20 protein-coding genes are annotated in these 17,872 nt (G+C 60.5%); 3 read left to right on the top strand and 17 right to left on the bottom strand.

The features are described from left to right. Positions 1-4: 4 nt before the first annotated feature. The 7 genes from trpA to D460_RS0123935 all read right to left on the bottom strand — a co-directional run bounded on the left by trpA (position 5) and on the right by D460_RS0123935 (position 6,582). Positions 5-844 (bottom strand): tryptophan synthase subunit alpha, encoded by an 840-nt coding sequence (trpA, locus tag D460_RS0123965; RefSeq protein ID WP_026283472.1) that lies wholly within the window; start codon positions 842-844, stop codon positions 5-7. Positions 845-847: 3 nt separating this feature from the next. After that, positions 848-2,068 carry a tryptophan synthase subunit beta gene (gene trpB / locus D460_RS0123960; protein WP_018901136.1) on the bottom strand — a complete coding sequence of 407 codons (1,221 nt, stop codon included), beginning with the start codon at positions 2,066-2,068 and terminating at the stop codon, positions 848-850. A gap of 2 nt (positions 2,069-2,070) precedes the next feature. Then, positions 2,071-2,739, bottom strand: coding sequence for a phosphoribosylanthranilate isomerase (locus D460_RS0123955; protein WP_018901135.1), 669 nt, complete (start codon positions 2,737-2,739; stop codon positions 2,071-2,073). A gap of 88 nt (positions 2,740-2,827) precedes the next feature. Further along, positions 2,828-3,589, bottom strand: a complete 762-nt coding sequence (locus tag D460_RS0123950) for a M48 family metallopeptidase (protein WP_018901134.1) — start codon at positions 3,587-3,589, stop codon at positions 2,828-2,830. A gap of 88 nt (positions 3,590-3,677) precedes the next feature. Beyond that, on the bottom strand, positions 3,678-4,112 hold the full coding sequence (locus tag D460_RS0123945) for a DUF2852 domain-containing protein (protein WP_018901133.1): 435 nt from the start codon (positions 4,110-4,112) through the stop codon (positions 3,678-3,680). 145 nt (positions 4,113-4,257) lie between these two features. Next, the gene (locus tag D460_RS0123940; protein ID WP_026283471.1) at positions 4,258-5,535 is read right to left on the bottom strand and encodes a polyhydroxyalkanoate depolymerase; all 1,278 of its coding nucleotides are present in this window, start codon (positions 5,533-5,535) and stop codon (positions 4,258-4,260) included. A gap of 204 nt (positions 5,536-5,739) precedes the next feature. Continuing rightward, positions 5,740-6,582, bottom strand: coding sequence for a fumarylacetoacetate hydrolase family protein (locus D460_RS0123935; RefSeq protein ID WP_018901131.1), 843 nt, complete (start codon positions 6,580-6,582; stop codon positions 5,740-5,742). 238 nt (positions 6,583-6,820) lie between these two features. Here D460_RS0123935 and D460_RS0123930 point away from each other — a divergent pair, with 238 nt between their 5' ends. Continuing rightward, positions 6,821-7,414 carry a nitroreductase family protein gene (locus tag D460_RS0123930; RefSeq protein ID WP_018901130.1) on the top strand — a complete coding sequence of 198 codons (594 nt, stop codon included), beginning with the start codon at positions 6,821-6,823 and terminating at the stop codon, positions 7,412-7,414. Between the two features lie 66 nt (positions 7,415-7,480). Here D460_RS0123930 and gyrB read toward each other — a convergent pair whose 3' ends face one another. From gyrB to D460_RS0123905, 5 genes are all read right to left on the bottom strand, one after another. Further along, positions 7,481-9,916, bottom strand: a complete 2,436-nt coding sequence (gene gyrB / locus D460_RS0123925; protein ID WP_018901129.1) for a DNA topoisomerase (ATP-hydrolyzing) subunit B — start codon at positions 9,914-9,916, stop codon at positions 7,481-7,483. Positions 9,917-10,049: 133 nt separating this feature from the next. After that, positions 10,050-10,427, bottom strand: coding sequence for a helix-turn-helix transcriptional regulator (locus tag D460_RS0123920; protein ID WP_018901128.1), 378 nt, complete (start codon positions 10,425-10,427; stop codon positions 10,050-10,052). After that, a complete protein-coding gene (locus D460_RS0123915; RefSeq protein WP_018901127.1) occupies positions 10,424-11,002 on the bottom strand; it encodes a Smr/MutS family protein in 579 nt (192 codons plus the stop codon). The genes D460_RS0123920 and D460_RS0123915 overlap by 4 nt, the downstream gene beginning before the upstream one ends. Next, positions 11,002-12,120 (bottom strand): murein transglycosylase A, encoded by a 1,119-nt coding sequence (locus D460_RS0123910; RefSeq protein WP_018901126.1) that lies wholly within the window; start codon positions 12,118-12,120, stop codon positions 11,002-11,004. Before D460_RS0123910 ends, D460_RS0123915 begins: the two co-directional genes overlap by 1 nt. After that, the gene (locus D460_RS0123905) at positions 12,113-12,817 is read right to left on the bottom strand and encodes a Tim44/TimA family putative adaptor protein (protein WP_018901125.1); all 705 of its coding nucleotides are present in this window, start codon (positions 12,815-12,817) and stop codon (positions 12,113-12,115) included. Before D460_RS0123905 ends, D460_RS0123910 begins: the two co-directional genes overlap by 8 nt. A 126-nt stretch (positions 12,818-12,943) precedes the next feature. Between D460_RS0123905 and D460_RS0123900 the strand changes: the two genes are divergently transcribed. Together D460_RS0123900 and secB are read left to right on the top strand one after the other, a co-directional pair. Continuing rightward, on the top strand, positions 12,944-13,444 hold the full coding sequence (locus tag D460_RS0123900; protein WP_018901124.1) for an FxsA family protein: 501 nt from the start codon (positions 12,944-12,946) through the stop codon (positions 13,442-13,444). A gap of 95 nt (positions 13,445-13,539) precedes the next feature. Next, on the top strand, positions 13,540-14,016 hold the full coding sequence (gene secB / locus D460_RS0123895; RefSeq protein ID WP_018901123.1) for a protein-export chaperone SecB: 477 nt from the start codon (positions 13,540-13,542) through the stop codon (positions 14,014-14,016). A gap of 48 nt (positions 14,017-14,064) precedes the next feature. Here secB and dnaQ read toward each other — a convergent pair whose 3' ends face one another. Genes dnaQ through D460_RS0123870 form a run of 5 tightly spaced genes read right to left on the bottom strand, consistent with a single transcriptional unit; the run spans position 14,065 to position 17,687 of the window. Then, positions 14,065-14,778 carry a DNA polymerase III subunit epsilon gene (gene dnaQ, locus D460_RS0123890; protein ID WP_018901122.1) on the bottom strand — a complete coding sequence of 238 codons (714 nt, stop codon included), beginning with the start codon at positions 14,776-14,778 and terminating at the stop codon, positions 14,065-14,067. Then, positions 14,771-15,382, bottom strand: coding sequence for a dephospho-CoA kinase (coaE, locus tag D460_RS0123885; protein ID WP_018901121.1), 612 nt, complete (start codon positions 15,380-15,382; stop codon positions 14,771-14,773). Before coaE ends, dnaQ begins: the two co-directional genes overlap by 8 nt. Continuing rightward, positions 15,382-16,239, bottom strand: coding sequence for a shikimate dehydrogenase (locus D460_RS0123880; RefSeq protein WP_018901120.1), 858 nt, complete (start codon positions 16,237-16,239; stop codon positions 15,382-15,384). Before D460_RS0123880 ends, coaE begins: the two co-directional genes overlap by 1 nt. Next, positions 16,232-16,831, bottom strand: coding sequence for a Maf-like protein (locus D460_RS0123875; protein WP_026283470.1), 600 nt, complete (start codon positions 16,829-16,831; stop codon positions 16,232-16,234). Before D460_RS0123875 ends, D460_RS0123880 begins: the two co-directional genes overlap by 8 nt. A gap of 34 nt (positions 16,832-16,865) precedes the next feature. Then, on the bottom strand, positions 16,866-17,687 hold the full coding sequence (locus D460_RS0123870; RefSeq protein WP_018901118.1) for a pyruvate, water dikinase regulatory protein: 822 nt from the start codon (positions 17,685-17,687) through the stop codon (positions 16,866-16,868). Positions 17,688-17,872 lie beyond the last annotated feature (185 nt).

The following is a 17,872-nucleotide window of genomic DNA, read 5'->3' as shown; positions in this document are numbered from 1 at the left end:
AAAACTATTCGGCAGCAACAAGGCGCGCCGAACGTGTTCCCGATGACAGCCCGCGAACGAGCGTTGCGACAGCCTGTACGGTATCGGCTGTCGCCTTGCCGTCCTTGGTCAGGCTGAGGGCTACCTGATTGACGATTGCCGTGCCGACGACGACGCCATCGGCGGACGCGCCAATGACCTTCGCATGGTCGGCCGTCTTGACGCCGAAGCCGACGCAGACAGGCAGATCGGTGTGGTTCTTGATACGCTTGACGGCGCCGGCGACCAGCGTCGGATCCGGCAGCGCCGAGCCGGTGATGCCGTTCATCGAGACATAATAGACGAAGCCGGAGGTGTTCTTCAGAACGACCGGCAAGCGCTTTTCATCGGTGGTCGGGGTGGCGAGCCGAATGAAGTTGATACCCTTGCGCAGTGCCGGGATGCAGAGCTCGTCGTCCATTTCCGGCGGCAGGTCGACGACGATCAGGCCATCGATGCCCGCTTCCAGGGCGTCGTCGAGAAACTGTTCGACGCCGTGCACGTAGATCGGGTTGTAGTAACCCATCAGAACGATCGGCGTGTCGTTGTCGGTCTTGCGGAAGTCGGTGGCGAGCTGCAGCGTCTTCTTCAGCGTCTGACCGGCCTTCAGCGCGCGCTGGCCGGCCATCTGGATCGCCGGGCCATCGGCCATCGGATCGGAAAAGGGCATGCCGAGCTCGATGATATCGGAGCCCGCTTCCGGCAGCGCCTTCATGATGCCGAGCGAGGTGTCGTAATCGGGATCACCGCCCATGAAATAGGTGACTAGCGCCGGGCGGCCTTCTGCCTTCAGAGCGGCAAAGCGTTTGTCCATACGTGCGGTCATGACTTATGCACCCATTCCCAGAATCTTGCCGACGGTGAAGATGTCCTTGTCGCCGCGACCGGACAGGTTCATCAGGATGATCTCGTCCTTGCCCATCTTCGGCGCGCGCTTGATGACTTCGGCCAGCGCGTGCGAGGGCTCGAGCGCCGGGATGATGCCCTCGAGGCGCGTCAGCGTCTGGAAGGCTTCTAGCGCTTCGTGGTCCATGATCGGCACGTATTCGACGCGGCCGATATCGTTCAGATAGGAGTGCTCGGGGCCGATGCCGGGATAGTCGAGGCCGGCCGAAATCGAGTGACCTTCCTTGATCTGGCCGTCGCCATCCTGCAGCAGGTAGGTGCGGTTGCCATGGAGAACGCCGGGCGAGCCAGCGGTGATCGAGGCGCAATGCTCGTCGCCCTGCAGGCCCTTGCCGCCGGCTTCGACGCCGACGATCTTGACGCTGGCGTCGTCCAGGAAGGAATGGAAGATACCGATCGCGTTCGAGCCGCCACCGACGGCCGCAACCACGAGATCCGGCAGGCGGCCTTCGGCTTCGAGCATCTGTTCCTTGGCTTCCGCGCCGATGACGGCCTGGAAATCGCGGACCATCTCAGGATAGGGATGCGGGCCGGCGGCCGTGCCGATCAGATAATAGGTGTCGTCGACATTGGTGACCCAGTCACGCAGCGCCTCGTTCATGGCGTCCTTGAGCGTACCGTGGCCGGCGGTAACCGGCTTCACTTCGGCGCCCAGGAGCTTCATGCGGAACACGTTCGGCGCCTGGCGCTCGACATCGGTCGCGCCCATGTAGACGACGCAGGGGAGACCGAAACGGGCAGCGACGGTTGCCGAGGCAACGCCGTGCTGGCCGGCACCGGTTTCGGCGATGATGCGGGTCTTGCCCATGCGCTTGGCAAGCAGGATCTGGCCGATGCAGTTGTTGATCTTGTGCGAGCCAGTGTGGTTCAGCTCTTCACGCTTGAAATAGATCTTGGCGCCGCCGAGTTCGGCGGTCAGGCGCTCGGCAAAATAGAGCGGGCTCGGGCGGCCGATATAATGGGCGCCGAGATGCTTCAACTCCGCCTGGAATTCCGGATCGGTCTTGGCCTTGTCCCACTCGTCCTGCAGTTCCAGGATCAGCGGCATCAGCGTTTCGGCGACAAAGCGGCCGCCGTAAATGCCGAAACGGCCATCCTCATCGGGACCGGAGCGGAATGAATTGGGTTTTGGGGTCTCGTTCACTATCAACTCCCTGAGGCCATTTCAGGCCGGCAAGCCTGCTCGACCGCATCGAAAAACTCATCAATCAGTGCGACGCTTTTCACGCCGGGCGCGCTTTCCAGGCCCGAGGACGCATCGAGCCCTGGCGCCTTGGTGATGGCAAGGGCTTCGGCGATGTTGTCCTTGTTCAGGCCACCGGAAAGCATGTAATCCACGGTGCCGTCAAGCCAGCTGAGCAGCGTCCAGTCAAAGGACACGCCATTGCCGCCGGGCAATTCGGACCCCTTCGGCGGCTTCGCGTCGAAGAGGAAACGATCAGCGATACCAATATAGGCCTCGACGCGCTTCAGATCATCGGCGGTGCGGATCGAAAACGCCTTCATAACAGGCAAAGCGTACACGGCCTTTATGGTCAAAACGCGCTCTGGGCTTTCGTCGCCGTGAAGCTGAAGGATATCCGGCCTCAACGTGGCGACAATCTCGTCGAGATCATCATTGGTCGGATTGACGACCACGGCAACGATCTTGGCGCGGCCACGCACCCTGTCAGCCAGCTTGGCGGCATCGTCGGGCTCGATATAGCGCGGGCTCTTTTCGAAGAAGATGAAGCCGATATGGGTCGCGCCGCGCGTCACCGCGCGATCGATCGCTTCGGCCGTTTTCAGGCCGCAGATTTTGATATCCGGTTTCATGGCAGCGAAGTGACACGAAAAAGGCCGTGAGTCGAGCCAATTCCGAGTGCTGCGATATTTTGGACGGTGGTTTATAGGCGGGGGCTTGTCAGTCGAAGTCGATCGCGTGCAACAGGCTACCGTGTCGCTTCAGCCAGGATTTCGCATCTTCCATCCCAGGGCAGAGCTTCTTGCACAGCGCCCAGAAGTGGGGACCGTGGTTCATCTCCTTGAGATGGGCAACTTCGTGGGCGGCGAGATAATCGACAACAGCGGGCGGCGCCATGATGATGCGCCAAGAGAAGCTTAGGTTTCCCTCGGCCGAACAAGAGCCCCAGCGGCTGCGCGTATCCTTCATCGAGATCGACTTGATCGGCGCGCGGATCGAATGCGCATGGAACTTTGCCAGGCGCTCCAGATCGGCCCGCGCTTCCTTCTTGAGAAACGTCGCGATGCGGCGGCCGAGATGCTCCGGCATGCCGCTCACCCGCAGCACCGGCTTGCCATCAATGACGGTCGCCTCGGTCAGTCCGCGCAGGCTGCCAGTATACTGAATGCGGTGGGACACGCCGCGAAACAGGATCGTGCCGCCATCGTGCAGGCCGGTGTCGGTCGAGAATTTCGCGAGCTTGGTCATGAGCCAGCCCTGGTGCCGGTCGAGGAAGGCGTCAACGTCGCGTCGCGCCAAGCCGCTCGGGATCGTCATCTTCAGGGCACGGCCACCGGGCTCGATGCGCAGCGTTATACGGGTTGCGCGCTCGTGCTGCTTGATCGTCAGCGGCATCAGCCGTCCGGCAATGTCGAGCGTGCGCGTCTCCGGCGGAGCCGGTTTGCGGACACTGCGTCGTGGCTTGGACAAGAGCGGGAACATCGGCGTTTTCTATATGATTCGTCGCAATTCCGGTCAAAGAAAAACCGGCACCTGATGGTGCCGGCTGATGTTTTGATGCCGATCGCGGTTACGGCGCCTGATATTCGGCAACCGGGCCGTTATCATCGCGTCTGGTGTTCTTGCGATCGCGCATGTAGCGGTCGAACTCGTCCTGATCCTTGGCGCGGCGGAGCTCGCGCACATAGGTTTCGAAGTCCTCGCGCATTTCATCGAGCTTGCGGCGTTCTTCCTCGAGTCTGTCGAGCTCGGCCTTGCGCCAATCGTCGAAGGCGACATTGCCCGTGCTGAAGTGCGGGCGATAGCGGCCATGCGAGCGTCGGCAGCCGGCGAAGAATCCATCGGCGGCACTATTGGCGTCGCGCTTGAAGCCGCGCAGACGCTCCCCAAAGATGATGTAGGCGAGCATGGCGAGACCCAGAGGCCAGAAAACCACGAAGCCGAGGATCATCAGGGCAATGGTAGCCGGAGTCCAATCCGGGCGAAGCAATGCTGACTGGTTCATCGTGCGGTATCCTCGCATTTTCGCGCCCGGCGAAATGCCGAACGCTGGAAATCGATGTGGTTACCGTTTGACACCGCTTCAAGACGATTTCCGCTCAAATCGAACAAGGCCTTGAAAGCACAACACTAATTCAGATGATGCTAAATCAGGTTGATTTGCCGCCCTTGATCACGCGCTTGACCGCCCGCTTTCCGGCGCGACCATGCTCGCGGACGAAGTTGATGATGCGCGGCGCTATCTCACGGCGGAAACGCGAGCCGTTGAAGACGCCGTAGTGACCGACATCCGGCTGCAGGTAGTGCATGCGCATGTGGTCGGGGATGTTTGTGCAGATGGTCTGCGCGGCCTTGGTCTGGCCGACGCCGGAGATGTCGTCGTTCTCGCCCTCGACAGTCAGAAGCGCCACGTTGCGGATCGCCGTGGGGTCGACCAGCTTGCCGCGATGCTCAAGCTCGCCCTTCGGAAGCGCGTGCCTGATGAAGACCTGATCGACGGTCTGCAGATAGAACTCGGCGGTCAAATCCATGACGGCGAGATATTCGTCGTAGAAGTCGCGATGCTTTTCGGCCGGCTCGCCGTCATTCTTCACAAGATGCATGAAGAACTCCTTGTGGGCGACCAGGTGCCGATCGAGGTTCATCGACATGAAGCCGGAGAGCTGCAGGAAACCCGGATAGACCGGCCGCATGAAGCCTGGCTGCGGCCAGGGGACGTTCATGATCACGTTTTCGGCGAACCATTCCAGCGGCTTGTCCTTGGCCAGCTGGTTGACGGCGGTCGGATTGATGCGGGTGTCGATCGGGCCGCCCATCAGCGTCATCGACGCCGGCGCCAGCGGATCATTGGCCTCTTCCATGACAGCTGCGGCAGCGAGCACCGGCACTGAGGGCTGACAGACCGCGATCACATGCGTGTCCGGCCCGAGGAAGTGCAGCATCTCGATGACGTAATCGACATAATCGTTGAAATCGAAGGTCCCGTCGGTCATCGGCACCATCCGGGCGTCGATCCAATCGGTGATGTAGACATCCGCGCTCGGCAGCAGCGCCTCGACCGTGCCGCGCAGAAGCGTCGCATAGTGCCCGGACATCGGGGCGACGATCAGGATGCGCGGGTCAGGAGCGTGAGCGGCCGGCAGATTGCGCGAGAAATGCAGCAGATTGCAGAAGGGTCGTGCCCAGACGACCTCTTCTCGAACCGCGACCTTCTTGTCGCCGACGACGGTCTCCGGCAGATCGAAGCACGGCTTGCCGTAGCGGCGCGTCGTGCGCTCGAACATCTCGAGCGCTGCGGCCATCGTCCGACCCCAGGGGGTCTGGGACAGCGGATTGAGCGGGTTAGCATAGGCAAGCCGCATGATATCGGCCACGGCGCGGTATGGCGCCATCGCGGCATGATTCATTTCATAAAGCTGGTAAAACATGAGATGCATCACCTTTCTTTCATCTGGAAGATGACGCCTGCTGAAAGGCATCGGACTCTTTCCAACGATGTGCTGGCATCTCAACGCACAGTAACAGGTTTTTGTTGCACAGCAACATGAGCGATCCGCACCGCAATAAAGAAATGCCGGGGATTCTCTCCCCGGCATGATGCTGCGCTCAAATGCTTAACACTCGTCAAACGCCTAGAGATCGGCCTGAAACGTCTGCTTCTGCGTGCCGAGACCCTCGATACCGAGCTCGACAACGTCGCCGGCGCGCAGGAAACGCTGCGGCTTCATGCCCATTCCGACACCAGGAGGGGTGCCGGTCGAGATGACATCGCCGGGATGCAGCGACATGAACTGGCTGAGATAGGAAACGACGAATGCGACGCCATAGACCATGGTCTTCGACGAGCCGTTCTGCATGGTTTCGCCATTGACCTTCAGCCACATGCCAAGGTTCTGCGGATCGGCGATCTCGTCCTTGGTTACCAGCCACGGGCCGATCGGGCCGAAGGTGTCGCAGGACTTACCCTTCGTCCACTGTCCGGCGCGCTCCGTCTGAAATGCGCGTTCGGAGACGTCGTGCGAGACGCAGTAGCCCGCTACGTAATCGAGAGCGTCCGCCTCGCTGACATATTTCGCGGTCTTGCCGATGACGACGCCAAGCTCGACTTCCCAATCGGTCTTTTCGGAGCCGCGCGGGATGAGAACATTGTCGTTCGGGCCGACGATGGCCGAGGTGGCCTTCATGAAGATGACGGGTTCGGGCGGCACTGCGGCGCCGGTTTCGGCGGCGTGGTCGGAGAAGTTCAGGCCGATGCAAATGAACTTGCCGGTGCCAGCAACGCAGGCGCCGATGCGGCCGGGCTGAAGCTCGGGAAGGGTTTTCGGATCGAGCGCCGCCAGCTTGGCCAAGCCCTCAGGCGAGATCGCCGCGCCCGCGATATCGGACACATGACCGGACAGATCCCTGATCTTGCCGTCCGCATCCAGCATTGCCGGCTTTTCCTGGCCGATCTCTCCAACGCGCATGAGCTTCATCGAATATCCTCCTCAGCGTGAGCCATGTTTCCATCACCTATGAACGAATTATTCACCGGTGTCATTACGGCTTTTCGTGCGAGCGGTACGCTCGTTTAAAATTCCGGCAAAAATCCGGGCCAGGGGCCACTGTCATTACGGCACGGGGTGCCCACATATCTTGACGGACGCATAAGAGTGACAAGACTGCGTTTGCCGAGGAGACCCCGGCACCGCGCCACCAACCATCGGAAAGATCATGACAAAGAGCAACAGCCGCGAATCCCAATATCCGATCGAGCCGATCTTTCTCGACCGCTGGTCGCCCCGCGCCTTCACCGGCGAGATCATCGATGAAGCCGATCTCATGACCGTGCTGGACGCCGCGCATTGGGCGCCCTCCTCCGCCAACCAGCAGCCGTGGCGTTTCATCTACACGCTGAAGGGCTCCGACGATTGGGACAAATTCGTATCGCTGCTGGTCGAGTCCAATCAGGAATGGGCGAAGAATGCGTCCGCGCTGATTTTCGTCGTGTCCAAGGGTTTCAGCGGCGACTTTTCCGAGGGGCGCAAGAGCTATACGCACTCCTTCGATGCCGGCACCGCCTGGGGCTATCTGGCGCTGCAGGCCAAGCTGTCGGGCTTCTATGCCCATGGGATGGGCGGCATCAAGCATGACGAGATCCGCGATACATTCGCCATCCCGGAAGGCTACCGCGTTGAGGCGGGCATCGCCTTTGGGCGCCTTGCCGACAAGAGCGTGCTGTCGGAGCGCAACCAGGAACGCGAGTTCCCCAGCCAGCGCAAGCCGCTCGCCGAGGTCGCCTTCAAAGGTAAATTCGTAGCCGGATAACGGTGCAACAAAAAACGGCCCCGCGGCTGGCGAGCCGCAGGGCCGTTTGTCGATAAATGCCAGTAATTAGATGTCGAGGTTGGCGACGTTCAGCGCGTTTTCCTGGATGAATTCGCGGCGCGGCTCGACCTCGTCGCCCATGAGGCGGGCGAAGAGACCATCGGCGTCCGTGGCATCGCTGACGCGCACCTGCAGCAGCGAGCGGACGTTCGGATCAAGCGTGGTTTCCCAGAGCTGCTCGGCGTTCATTTCGCCAAGGCCCTTGTAGCGCTGCATGGTCAAACCCTTGCGGCCGCTTGCGAAAACGGCTTCCAGGAGTTCGCGCGCACCTGACAGTTCCAGGTTACCGTCGCGTCGCGTCAGCTTCGGCGGCGTCTGGTAGATTTCCTTCAGGCGAGACGACATCTGGTCGATCAGGCGGGCATCCTGCGAACCGATGAGCGCCATGTCGAGAACCACGACTTCCTTGACGCCGCGAACCATGCGCTCGAGACGCAGGCCACCTTCACTCGTCAGGCCGCCTTCCCAGCCACGCTCGGTTTCCTCGGCGATAACGTCGAGGCGACGTGCCACTTCGGCCACCAGTTCCTGGGCGCGGGCGCCATCACTGATCGCTTCAGCGTTGAGTGCGCCGGCAATGGCCGCCTGCTCGACGACTGCGCGATTGTAGCGCGAATGCAGATTGTCGAGCAGCGCGCGCAGGCGCAGCGCATCGACGATGACTTCGCGCAGATCCTGCCCGACGCGGACTTCACCGCTGCCGAGCGTCAGCGCGGCGTCGTCGAGGCCCTGGGCGATGAGGTATTCCTCAAGCGCCTTTTCGTCCTTCAGATACTGGATCGACTTGCCGCGCGACACCTTATAGAGCGGCGGCTGGGCGATGTAGATGTGGCCGCGCTCAATCAGTTCCGGCATCTGGCGGAAGAAGAAGGTCAAGAGCAGCGTTCTGATGTGGGCGCCGTCAACGTCAGCGTCCGTCATGATGATGATCTTGTGGTAGCGCAGCTTGTCGGCGTTGAATTCGTCCTTGCCGATACCGGCGCCGAGCGCGGTGATCAGCGTGCCGATTTCCTGGCTCGACAGCATCTTGTCGAAGCGTGCGCGCTCGACGTTCAGGATCTTACCGCGCAGCGGCAGGATGGCCTGGTTTTCACGCGAGCGACCCTGCTTGGCCGAACCGCCTGCGGAGTCACCCTCGACGAGAAAGACTTCAGACTTGGACGGATCGCGCTCGGAGCAATCGGCGAGCTTGCCGGGAAGCGAGGCGATATCGAGCGCACCCTTGCGGCGCGTCAGTTCACGCGCCTTGCGGGCGGCTTCGCGCGCGGCGGCGGCTTCAACCACCTTGCCGACGAGGATCTTGGCGTCAGCCGGATGTTCTTCCAGCCACGTGCTCAGCGCTTCGCTGACTAGATTTTCAACGACCGGACGAACTTCTGATGAAACGAGCTTGTCCTTGGTCTGCGACGAGAACTTGGGGTCCGGCACCTTGACCGACAGAACAGCCGTCAGGCCTTCGCGGCAGTCATCACCCGTCAGAGAAACCTTCTCCTTCTTGGTGATGCCAGAGGTATCTGCATAGGAGGTGATCTGGCGGGTCAGCGCGGCGCGGAAGCCGGCCATATGGGTGCCGCCGTCGCGTTGCGGGATGTTGTTTGTGAAGCAGAGCACGTTCTCGTGGTAGCTGTCGTTCCACCACATCGCGACTTCGACGGTGATCCCATCCTTGTCACCGCGAATGGCGACCGGGCGCTCGACCAGCGGCTTCTTGGCGCGATCGAGGTAGGAGACGAAGGCTTCGAGGCCGCCATCATAAAGCAGCTCTTCCTGGCGCACGTCGGAATGGCGCTTGTCGGTCAGGAGGATGCGGACGCCGGAATTGAGGAAGGCAAGTTCGCGCAGGCGGTGTTCGAGCGTGTTGAAATCGAACTCGATCATCGTGAAGGTTTCGGAGCTCGGCATGAAACTGACTTCGGTGCCGGTGAGGCCGCCGGAATCGCCTGTTTCCTTGAGTGGGGCATCCGATACGCCGTGCGTGAAGCTCATCTCGTGGATCTTGCCCTGGCGACGGATCTTCAGCTTCAGCCAGACGGATAGCGCGTTGACGACGGAAACGCCGACGCCGTGTAGACCGCCGGACACCTTGTAGGAATTCTGGTCGAACTTACCGCCGGCATGCAGCTGGGTCATGATGACTTCGGCAGCCGAAATGCCTTCGCCGCTGTGAATGTCCGTCGGAATGCCGCGACCGTTGTCGGTGACGGTGACGGAACCATCGGCATTGAGCGTGACGGTGACGATGTCGGCATGACCGGCCAGGGCTTCGTCAATGGCGTTGTCGACGACTTCGTAGACCATGTGATGCAGGCCGGAGCCGTCATCGGTATCACCGATATACATGCCGGGGCGCTTGCGCACGGCGTCAAGACCTTTCAGGACCTTGATCGAGTCTGCGCCATACTCGGTGCTAACGCCGTTTTCCGTCGCGGGTGTATCGGTCATATTGTCGAGAATTCCCTGTTGTCGATGCCGTGGTGACACGCGGGCGAATCACCGGCCTTAATCACGTTGAATATAGGGTTTTTGCATGAAGTTCCCAATGCCAGCGGTCGCCAAGAGCGCATAAAACAGGGGATTATGACCGTTTTCCGTCGGCGTTTTCAGCATTTTCGAGAACCTCCGACAGTTTTGCCAGGGTCGCCTCATCCAGATGGCGAATAGACCCTGCCAAACGGTTGGCGAAGGTGGTGTATTCGGCCGCCAAACCCGAGGTATCGATGACAATTCGCGGATCGGAAAAGCGCGCGATCAGGAACAGATCGTCGGCCTCATCCCAGATGATGTTGAAGTAGCCGGCGATGCGCTGCAGAAGATCGAACGTCGGGACGCCGCGCTTTCCATGCTCAAGCGCCGAGAGATAGGCGGGAGAGACGTTCAACGCCTCTGCCATCTGCTTCTGCGACACGCCCTTGCGCTCTCTCAGCTTGCGGATCGCTTCCCCGAACGGCGTCATAGCCGATCGCCCACACGACGAGAGAGGCGGATGTAAAGCGCGCCCTCGCCGCCATGATGCTGCGCCGCCGCCTCGTAGGACGAGATGAGATAGCGAAATTCGGGCTTGGAGAACCACATCGGCACGGCACGCTTCAACGCGCCATCGCTGCCGAGCGAGCTGCCCTTGCCGGTGATCACCAGAACATGGCGCATGCCGCGATCGTGGGCCCGCATCAGGAACTCGAGCAGCATGATGTGCGCTTCGCTTTGAACTAGGCCATGGAGATCGATGCGGGCCTCGAGCGCGAGGCGGCCCTTTGCAATCTTGCGCTTGACCGGGCGCTCCAGTGGATGATGAATGCCACCAGCGGGCTTCGGCGCAGATGCAGGTTCCGGCTGCCCGCCGGCGCCGGCGACCGATTTTGGTGCGGCAGCGGTTTTTATGTTGGCGGCGTCCGCTTCCTTTTCGGCCTCCACTAGGAAGGCATCGAGCTCGTTCATTGCGCCGGCGTTGCCGGGCATGGGGCGCGTGCTGCGCGCTACCTTGCCCCAAAGGATGCGTTCATCGGAGCTGAGCTTGCGATCCTTGGCCATCACGCAAACCTCGCGGCGGCTTTGTTCGGGATCAGGATCGCGAAATCGGCATCGTGACGCACGGTGCCTGCAAGCTCGCCGGCCGCGTCGCCGGAGCCGGTGAAGATATCACCCCGCGCCGGGCCAACGATCGCCGAGCCGGTATCAAGCGCCAGCATCAGGCGCTGGAAGGGCTTTCCATTCTGCAGGTGCAGCAGGCCTTGCGACTGGATGTAGAACGGAAAGCCGAAGGTGTGGATCAGGCGATCGACGGCAAGCGATCGTCCTGCGATGAGCGGCACCTTGGCGGCCGCGATCGGGCCGGCGGCCTCGTTGTCGATCTCGACCTCGCGGAAGAAAATGTAGGACCGGTTGTGCGCGAGAATGTCATCGACACGGTCGGGGTTAGTCGCCAGCCAATGCCGGATCGATTGCATGGATATGCTTACCCGGTCGATCTCGCCGAGATCGATCAGCAGTTTGCCGATCGCCGAAAACGGATGGCCGGCCTTGGCCGCATAGGTGATACGCCCCGTGCGCCCATCGGGGTAACGCAGGCGTGCGGCGCCCTGGACATGCACGAAGAAGACGTCGACCTTGGATTTTGCCCAGCAAATCTCCAGCCCCTGCCCTTCCAGCGCCCCTCTGTCGATGGCGGCGCGGTCGAGATAAGGCTCGATCGTTCCCGCGCGCAGGCGAGCGAACATGTAGCTAGGATCCATTGCGGCGGGACGGTTGTGATCGTCGAGGTCGATCAGGTCGTCGGGGCGGCGGTAGAATGGGAAGCGGTATTCGCCGTCGGGAATATCTGAGACCGCTATCTCGGGCTCATAGAAGGCAGTGACGAAACCGGGTTGGCCGTCGGTTCGCTTGATCCGGAAAGGTCGACAGTGCGCTTCAAAGAAGGCTCTCGCCTCGCTTGCCGACATCGGCAGCGCATCGCGCGCGACCTGCAACAGTTCCAGGAGATCTGAGCTGGTTAGGCCCAACGATCCTGTGCGGTAGGGCTTGGTCTGCTCGATATGCTGGCGACAGGCTTCCATAGCCTCGAAAAGGCTGGAGGGATCATCATCCCGCCAGCCTTCCAAATCGTCAAAGCCTATCGCCTCGAGGGCAAAGCCTCGTTCATCATCACTCATGTTCCGATTCGGTGGCCACGAGTTTCCAGTTCGGATCGCGCGAGCGGGTGTCGCGTGCGAATGTCCAGAGGTCGTTGATTTCGGCAACGGTTTCCGCGTCACCGTCAACGAGGACATCGGCCTTGTCGTAGGTGGCGGAAATCATCTGGCTGATGATGCGCAAGGTGATCTGCGCTTCGCTGCCATTGACCTCGACATTTTTGATTTCAGCCTTGTCGATGCCGACGAAGGTGGACTTGACCTTCTCGCCCTTGCTTTCGCGATCGGCGATCGCCGCATCGAAGCCTTCGTAGACTTCCTTTGACAGCAGATTCTTGAGCGTCTTGCGATCGCCATCGGCAAAGGCCATCACGATCATTTCATAGGCCATGCGGGCGCCGTTCACGAATTCCTTCGGGTTGAAGGAAGGATCGGCCTTGTTCATCTCCCGCAGCGATTCATTGAGCGGCGTGCCCGCCGGCGCGAAGGCGTCGATTGCCGCGAAGCGGTCTTCTTCCTCGCCTGCCGCATCGCGGCGCGGCAGGGTTACGACCTTTCCGGCATCCGGCGTCTCGGGACCGGCGGCATCGCGCGGCGTATAGAGATCGCGTGGCGGCTTCTCATTTCCCGTGCGCCGACCAAGGACATTGCGCAGCTGCAAAAATATCAGCACCGCCGCCACGAGAAAAAACAAAGTGATGAAGTCGTTTGAACCCATATCCCGCCGCAATCTGTTAACATCTAGAATTTGTATACCCATATAGTCTGCATATACAGATGATTCAAATGGGTCCGGTACGTTGGGCCGATTTCAATGGAGACCGGTGAGAGCCGGAGAGAAATAATGCGCCTTACAATGCTGCCTGGTTTTCTGCTGCTCATGCCTTTGGCCGAGATCGCGGGCTTCGTGATTGTCGGCAAGGCGATCGGTCTTTGGGCGACGCTCGGACTTGTCATGCTGAGTTTCGTGGCCGGCATGATGCTGTTGCGCCGGCAGGGTATCGGCATTCTGCAGCGCATGTCGATGGAAGGACGTTCTGGCGCCGTGCCGGGCCGCGAGCTGCTGCGGCCGGCAATGTTCGTCATCGCCGCGCTGCTTCTGATCATTCCAGGCTTCATCAGCGATATCGTCGCGCTGCTCATCTTCATCCCCGCCGTTCGTGATCTTGCGTGGAATTATGTGAGCCGCCGTTTCGTGGTGGTGGGTGCATCCGGACCGTCCCGCACGTCGGCGCACTCGCCTTATCGGGATAACAACGCAACGGTCGTCGATCTGGATGCGGACGATTATCAGCGCGACCCGAGCGGCAAGTCGCCATGGTCCGGCAAAAGCCTAGGCGAATGAGGCCCTTGCTAGATTAGCGCTGGCTGGCCTAGGGTTGTAACGACATCGTCGAAATGATAGATGCGGCGAAATCCAATGCCCTCGAGGAAAAGCCAATGGACAGCGAAAACAGCAATAACGGCGCAACGAGCCCGAGCCTTACCATTCTAGCACAGTACACCAAGGACCTTTCCTTCGAAAATCCTGGTGCACCGCGTTCGCTGCAGGCCCGCGACAAGGCACCTGCCATCAACATCAATGTCAACGTCAACGCCAATCCGCTTTCCGACACGGACTTCGACGTCGTTCTCTCGTTGAACGCCGAAGCCAAGGAAGGCGACAAGACGGTATTCCACACAGAGCTGGTCTACGGCGGCGTTTTCCGGATCGCCGGCTTCCCGCAGGAACACATGCTGCCGGTTCTCTTCATCGAGTGCCCGCGCATGCTCTTCCCGTTCGCGCGCCAGATCATCGCTGACGTGACTCGCAACGGTGGCTTCCCGCCGCTGATGATCGACCCGATCGATTTCTCGCAGATGTTTGCCCAGCGCGTTGCCGAAGAGCAGGCCCGCGCAAAGGTTCAGGCGAACTAATTCCCGATCAAATGAAGATCGAGATGCCCGGGCCAGCGCCCGGGCATTTTAGTTTGGGCGATCGTATTTAGCCCAGATGCCTTTTTGCCCGAGCTTGGCAATCAGCGCATCATGCTGCTCGGCTTCGGTTTCGCTGAGGCGCGGTGCCAGCGGCCGCGGGCGCTCCAGCGCGACCAGGACAATATCGTCATCGCTGTCGTTGCGTTCCGAGGCGCCGTTGTTTTGCGCCACACCGAGACCAAGTGCTGTCTGGCGGCCACCGATCATCTCGATATAGACTTCGGCTAGCAGTTCGGAGTCGAGCAAGGCGCCGTGCTTGGCGCGATGAGAGTTATCGATCCCGTAGCGACGGCACAGCGCATCGAGCGAATTCGGGCCCATCGGATTCTTGCGCCGGGCCATCGACAACGTATCGATCACATTTTCGGGAGAGATCGGCGGCAGCGATAGCCGCGCCAGCTCGGCATTGATGAAGCCCATATCGAAGGTGGCGTTGTGGGCGATCCACTTGCCTTCGCCGAAGAAGTCCAGAATTTCCTGAACTACCGCCGCGAAGGGCTGCTTGTCCTTCAGGAACTCGTCGGTAATCCCGTGAACGGCGAGCGCGTCCGGGTGGACCTTCTGGTCACCCGGATTGATATAGATGTGCAGCGTCTTTCCCGTCGGGAAGTGATTGAAGAGTTCGATGCCGCCGATTTCGATGATGCGATCGGTGCGGTTATCAAGTCCGGTGGTTTCCGTGTCGAAAATGATTTCACGCATTCGGGAAATCTCCGTTCGCTATCCGCTGTTTCAGGTCCGCGATGATGACACCGACCTGCTCCCTCGCCTGGTCGATGCCGTGACCGGTATCGACTAAATAATCCGCGCGCCGGCGCTTTTCCGCATCGGGGGTCTGGCGCGAGAGAATCATATTGAATTTCTCTTCCGTCATGTTCGGACGCGCAAGTACCCGCTCACGCTGAATCTGTGGATCACAGCTGACGACGACGATGACATCGACGCGATCCGCGCCGCCACTCTCGAAAAGCAGCGGTATGTCGAGAAGCACCATCTGTGTGCCCTGCCCGCGTTGCTTTTCAAGGAACATCGCCTCATGTTCACGGACAAGAGGATGAACGATCTGCTCCAGCCGCTTGAAACCTTCGGGGCGCAACGCAAGCTGCCGGCCCAACTCCTGGCGATCGACCGTGCCATTTCTCACCGAGCCTGGAAAAGCCGCCTCGATCAGGGGCGCCGCGGCACCCGCATAGAGATCATGGACGACCGCGTCGGCATCATTGACCGGCAGACCGGCATCGGCAAACAGCTTTGCCGTGGTCGATTTACCCATCCCGATCGAGCCGGTCAGTCCGATTTTCAGCATCAATGCTTTTCCATATCCGCGATGATCAAAGCGCGAAGCGTCTCATCGACAACGGGCCGCTTGCCGAACCATTTCTCGAAACCGGGTACGGCCTGGTGCAACAACATACCCAAACCATCGACGGTCGGGAAACCCTGTTCCTCAGCCTGCGCGAGAATGGGCGTCTTCAGTGGTACGTAAACGATGTCGGTGACAACGGCGTTGGGCTGCAACGGCGAGAAATCGATATCGGGCGCGATCTCGCCTTCCATCCCCAGCGACGTGGTATTGATAAAGAGGCCGGCGCCTTTCATCACTTCGGAAAGAGCCGTCATCGGATGCGGATGCACGGCTGCTCCAAAGCGAGCCGCGAGCTCGACCGCGCGTGCGACGGTGCGATTGACAAGGTGGATCTCCTTGATCCCGCGATCGCGAATAGCCTGGATGACGGCACGGCTGGCGCCGCCGGCGCCCAGGATGACCGCCGATCGCACCTTGTCCCAGCCGGGATGGCGCTCATCAAGATTTGCGGTGAAGCCACGGCCATCGGTGTTCGTGGCCTTCAGCTTGCCGTCCTCGAGCCAGAGCGTGTTGGACGCGCCAAGCTCGCGCGAGAGGTCATCCGGCTCGTCAGCCAGCTTGAACGCCATCTCCTTGTGCGGGATCGTAACGTTGCCGCCAACAAAACCCGAGGCGCCTGATTTCAAGGATTGGACGAAAGCTGGAAAATCATCCGGAGCGACTTCATGGGTGCGGTAGCTTCCGTCGAGCGACAGCGATTTCAGCCAATATCCATGGATGATCGGCGAGCGCGAATGCTTGACGGGAAAGCCGGTGACGAAGGCGCGCGGGCCGATTGTTTCACGTGAATCATCCATCAATCGCACCCAATTCTCTCAGTTTTTCCAGGAGCGGCAGCATCGGCAACCCCAATATGGTGAAGTAGTCGCCATCGATTTTCGAGAAGAGCTGCAGTCCCTCCCCTTCCAGCTGGTAGGCGCCGACGCTGCTCAAGGCGCGCTCGCCGACCCGCTTCAAGTGCCGCTCGATGAAATCCTTGGTCAGTGGACGCATGGTCAGTTCAGCGCGCGAGACATGCTCCCAGATGATGTCGCCGTTATAGGCGAGCGCGACGGCGCTGTTCAGCCGGTGTGTCTGCGCGGACAGCGCGGCAAGATGACCGGCCGCATCTTCCATGCTCTTCGGCTTATGAAATGTGCGCTGCCCCAGCGACATGGTTTGATCGGAACCAATGACGATTGCGCCCGGCGAGCGATCGCTCACCTCCTTGGCTTTGGCCTTGGCCAGGACCAGCGCGATCGCATTCGGCGTTGCGCCATCCCGTTCGAGCGGTGCTTCGATGGCACGCTCGTCGACCTTCGCGGGATGAGCCTCAAAGGACAGGCCGGCATTTTCCATCAACATGCGACGGAAGGGGCTGGAGGAAGCGAGTATGAGTTTCGGTATCATCTGTGCTCTCGGCGCGGTTGGCTAGGGGCAGCGCTTAGCGCAGCTTGGGACGCAGGGCAACGATTGCCGCCGCCGTCTCTTCGATGGAACGGCGTGTCACGTCGATGAGCGGCCAGTTGTGGCGGGCGCAAAGCGAGCGGGCATATTTGAGTTCTTCCGATATGGCGGCGCGATCCGTGTAGTCGCCGCGATCGAAACCGGGCGTCGCGCCGAGGTCGCGATTTTCGCGGACCTGGGAGATGCGATCGGTGGTGGCGATGAGGCAGACGATGAGCGGCTTGCTCGCTTCGAAGAGACTTTCCGGCAGGGGCACGCCATAGACGATCGGTATGTTTGCGGTCTTGATGCCGCGGTTGGCGAGGTAGATGCTTGTCGGTGTCTTGGATGTTCGGCTGATACCGATGATGACGACGTCGGCGTCATTATAATCATCCGGCATCTGGCCGTCGTCATGATCCATCGTGAAGTTCAGCGCTTCGATGCGCGCGAAGTAGCCGGCGTTCATGACATGCTGGGCGCCCACCCGGCGGCGCGACGGTGCGCCGAGATAAATCTGAAACGCATTGAGAACCGGCTCGAGCACATTGACCGAGGCGACGCCCATTTCGAGGCAACGCTCGTCAATCAACGTGGCGAGCTCGCGATCCACGATCGTGTAGAGCACGATGCCCGGTTCGCCATCGATCGCCTGCAGGACTGTCAGCAGCTGCTTGCGATTGCGGATCAGCGGATAGACATGCTCGATCGGCTGCGCCGACTTGAATTGTGCCGATGCCGCGCGACCGGCCGAAATCAGCGTTTCGCCCGTCGAGTCAGAAATGAGATGCAGATGGAAGAAGTTCGTACGGTTCTCCACGCTATTTTCCGCTGCCTGTTGAAAACACTGGATGACGGAGAGCTACGAGACGCGCTGGGGGTTAGGCAAGGGAAAACATGCCTGGTTTTCCACATTTCGGATTCTTTGGAGGCCAAGAAAGATGGCCTGTTGGTTTTGTGGAAAGTTTGCGGCTGTTCGTTAGATAGCCACAGCTTGTCCACAGT

The organism is Rhizobium sp. 2MFCol3.1 (genome assembly GCF_000377565.1).
In the GTDB taxonomy this organism is placed as follows: Bacteria; Pseudomonadota; Alphaproteobacteria; order Rhizobiales; family Rhizobiaceae; genus Rhizobium.
The sequence above is the reverse complement of the archived record's forward strand: the minus strand, read 5'-3'. Positions and strand labels throughout refer to the sequence as shown.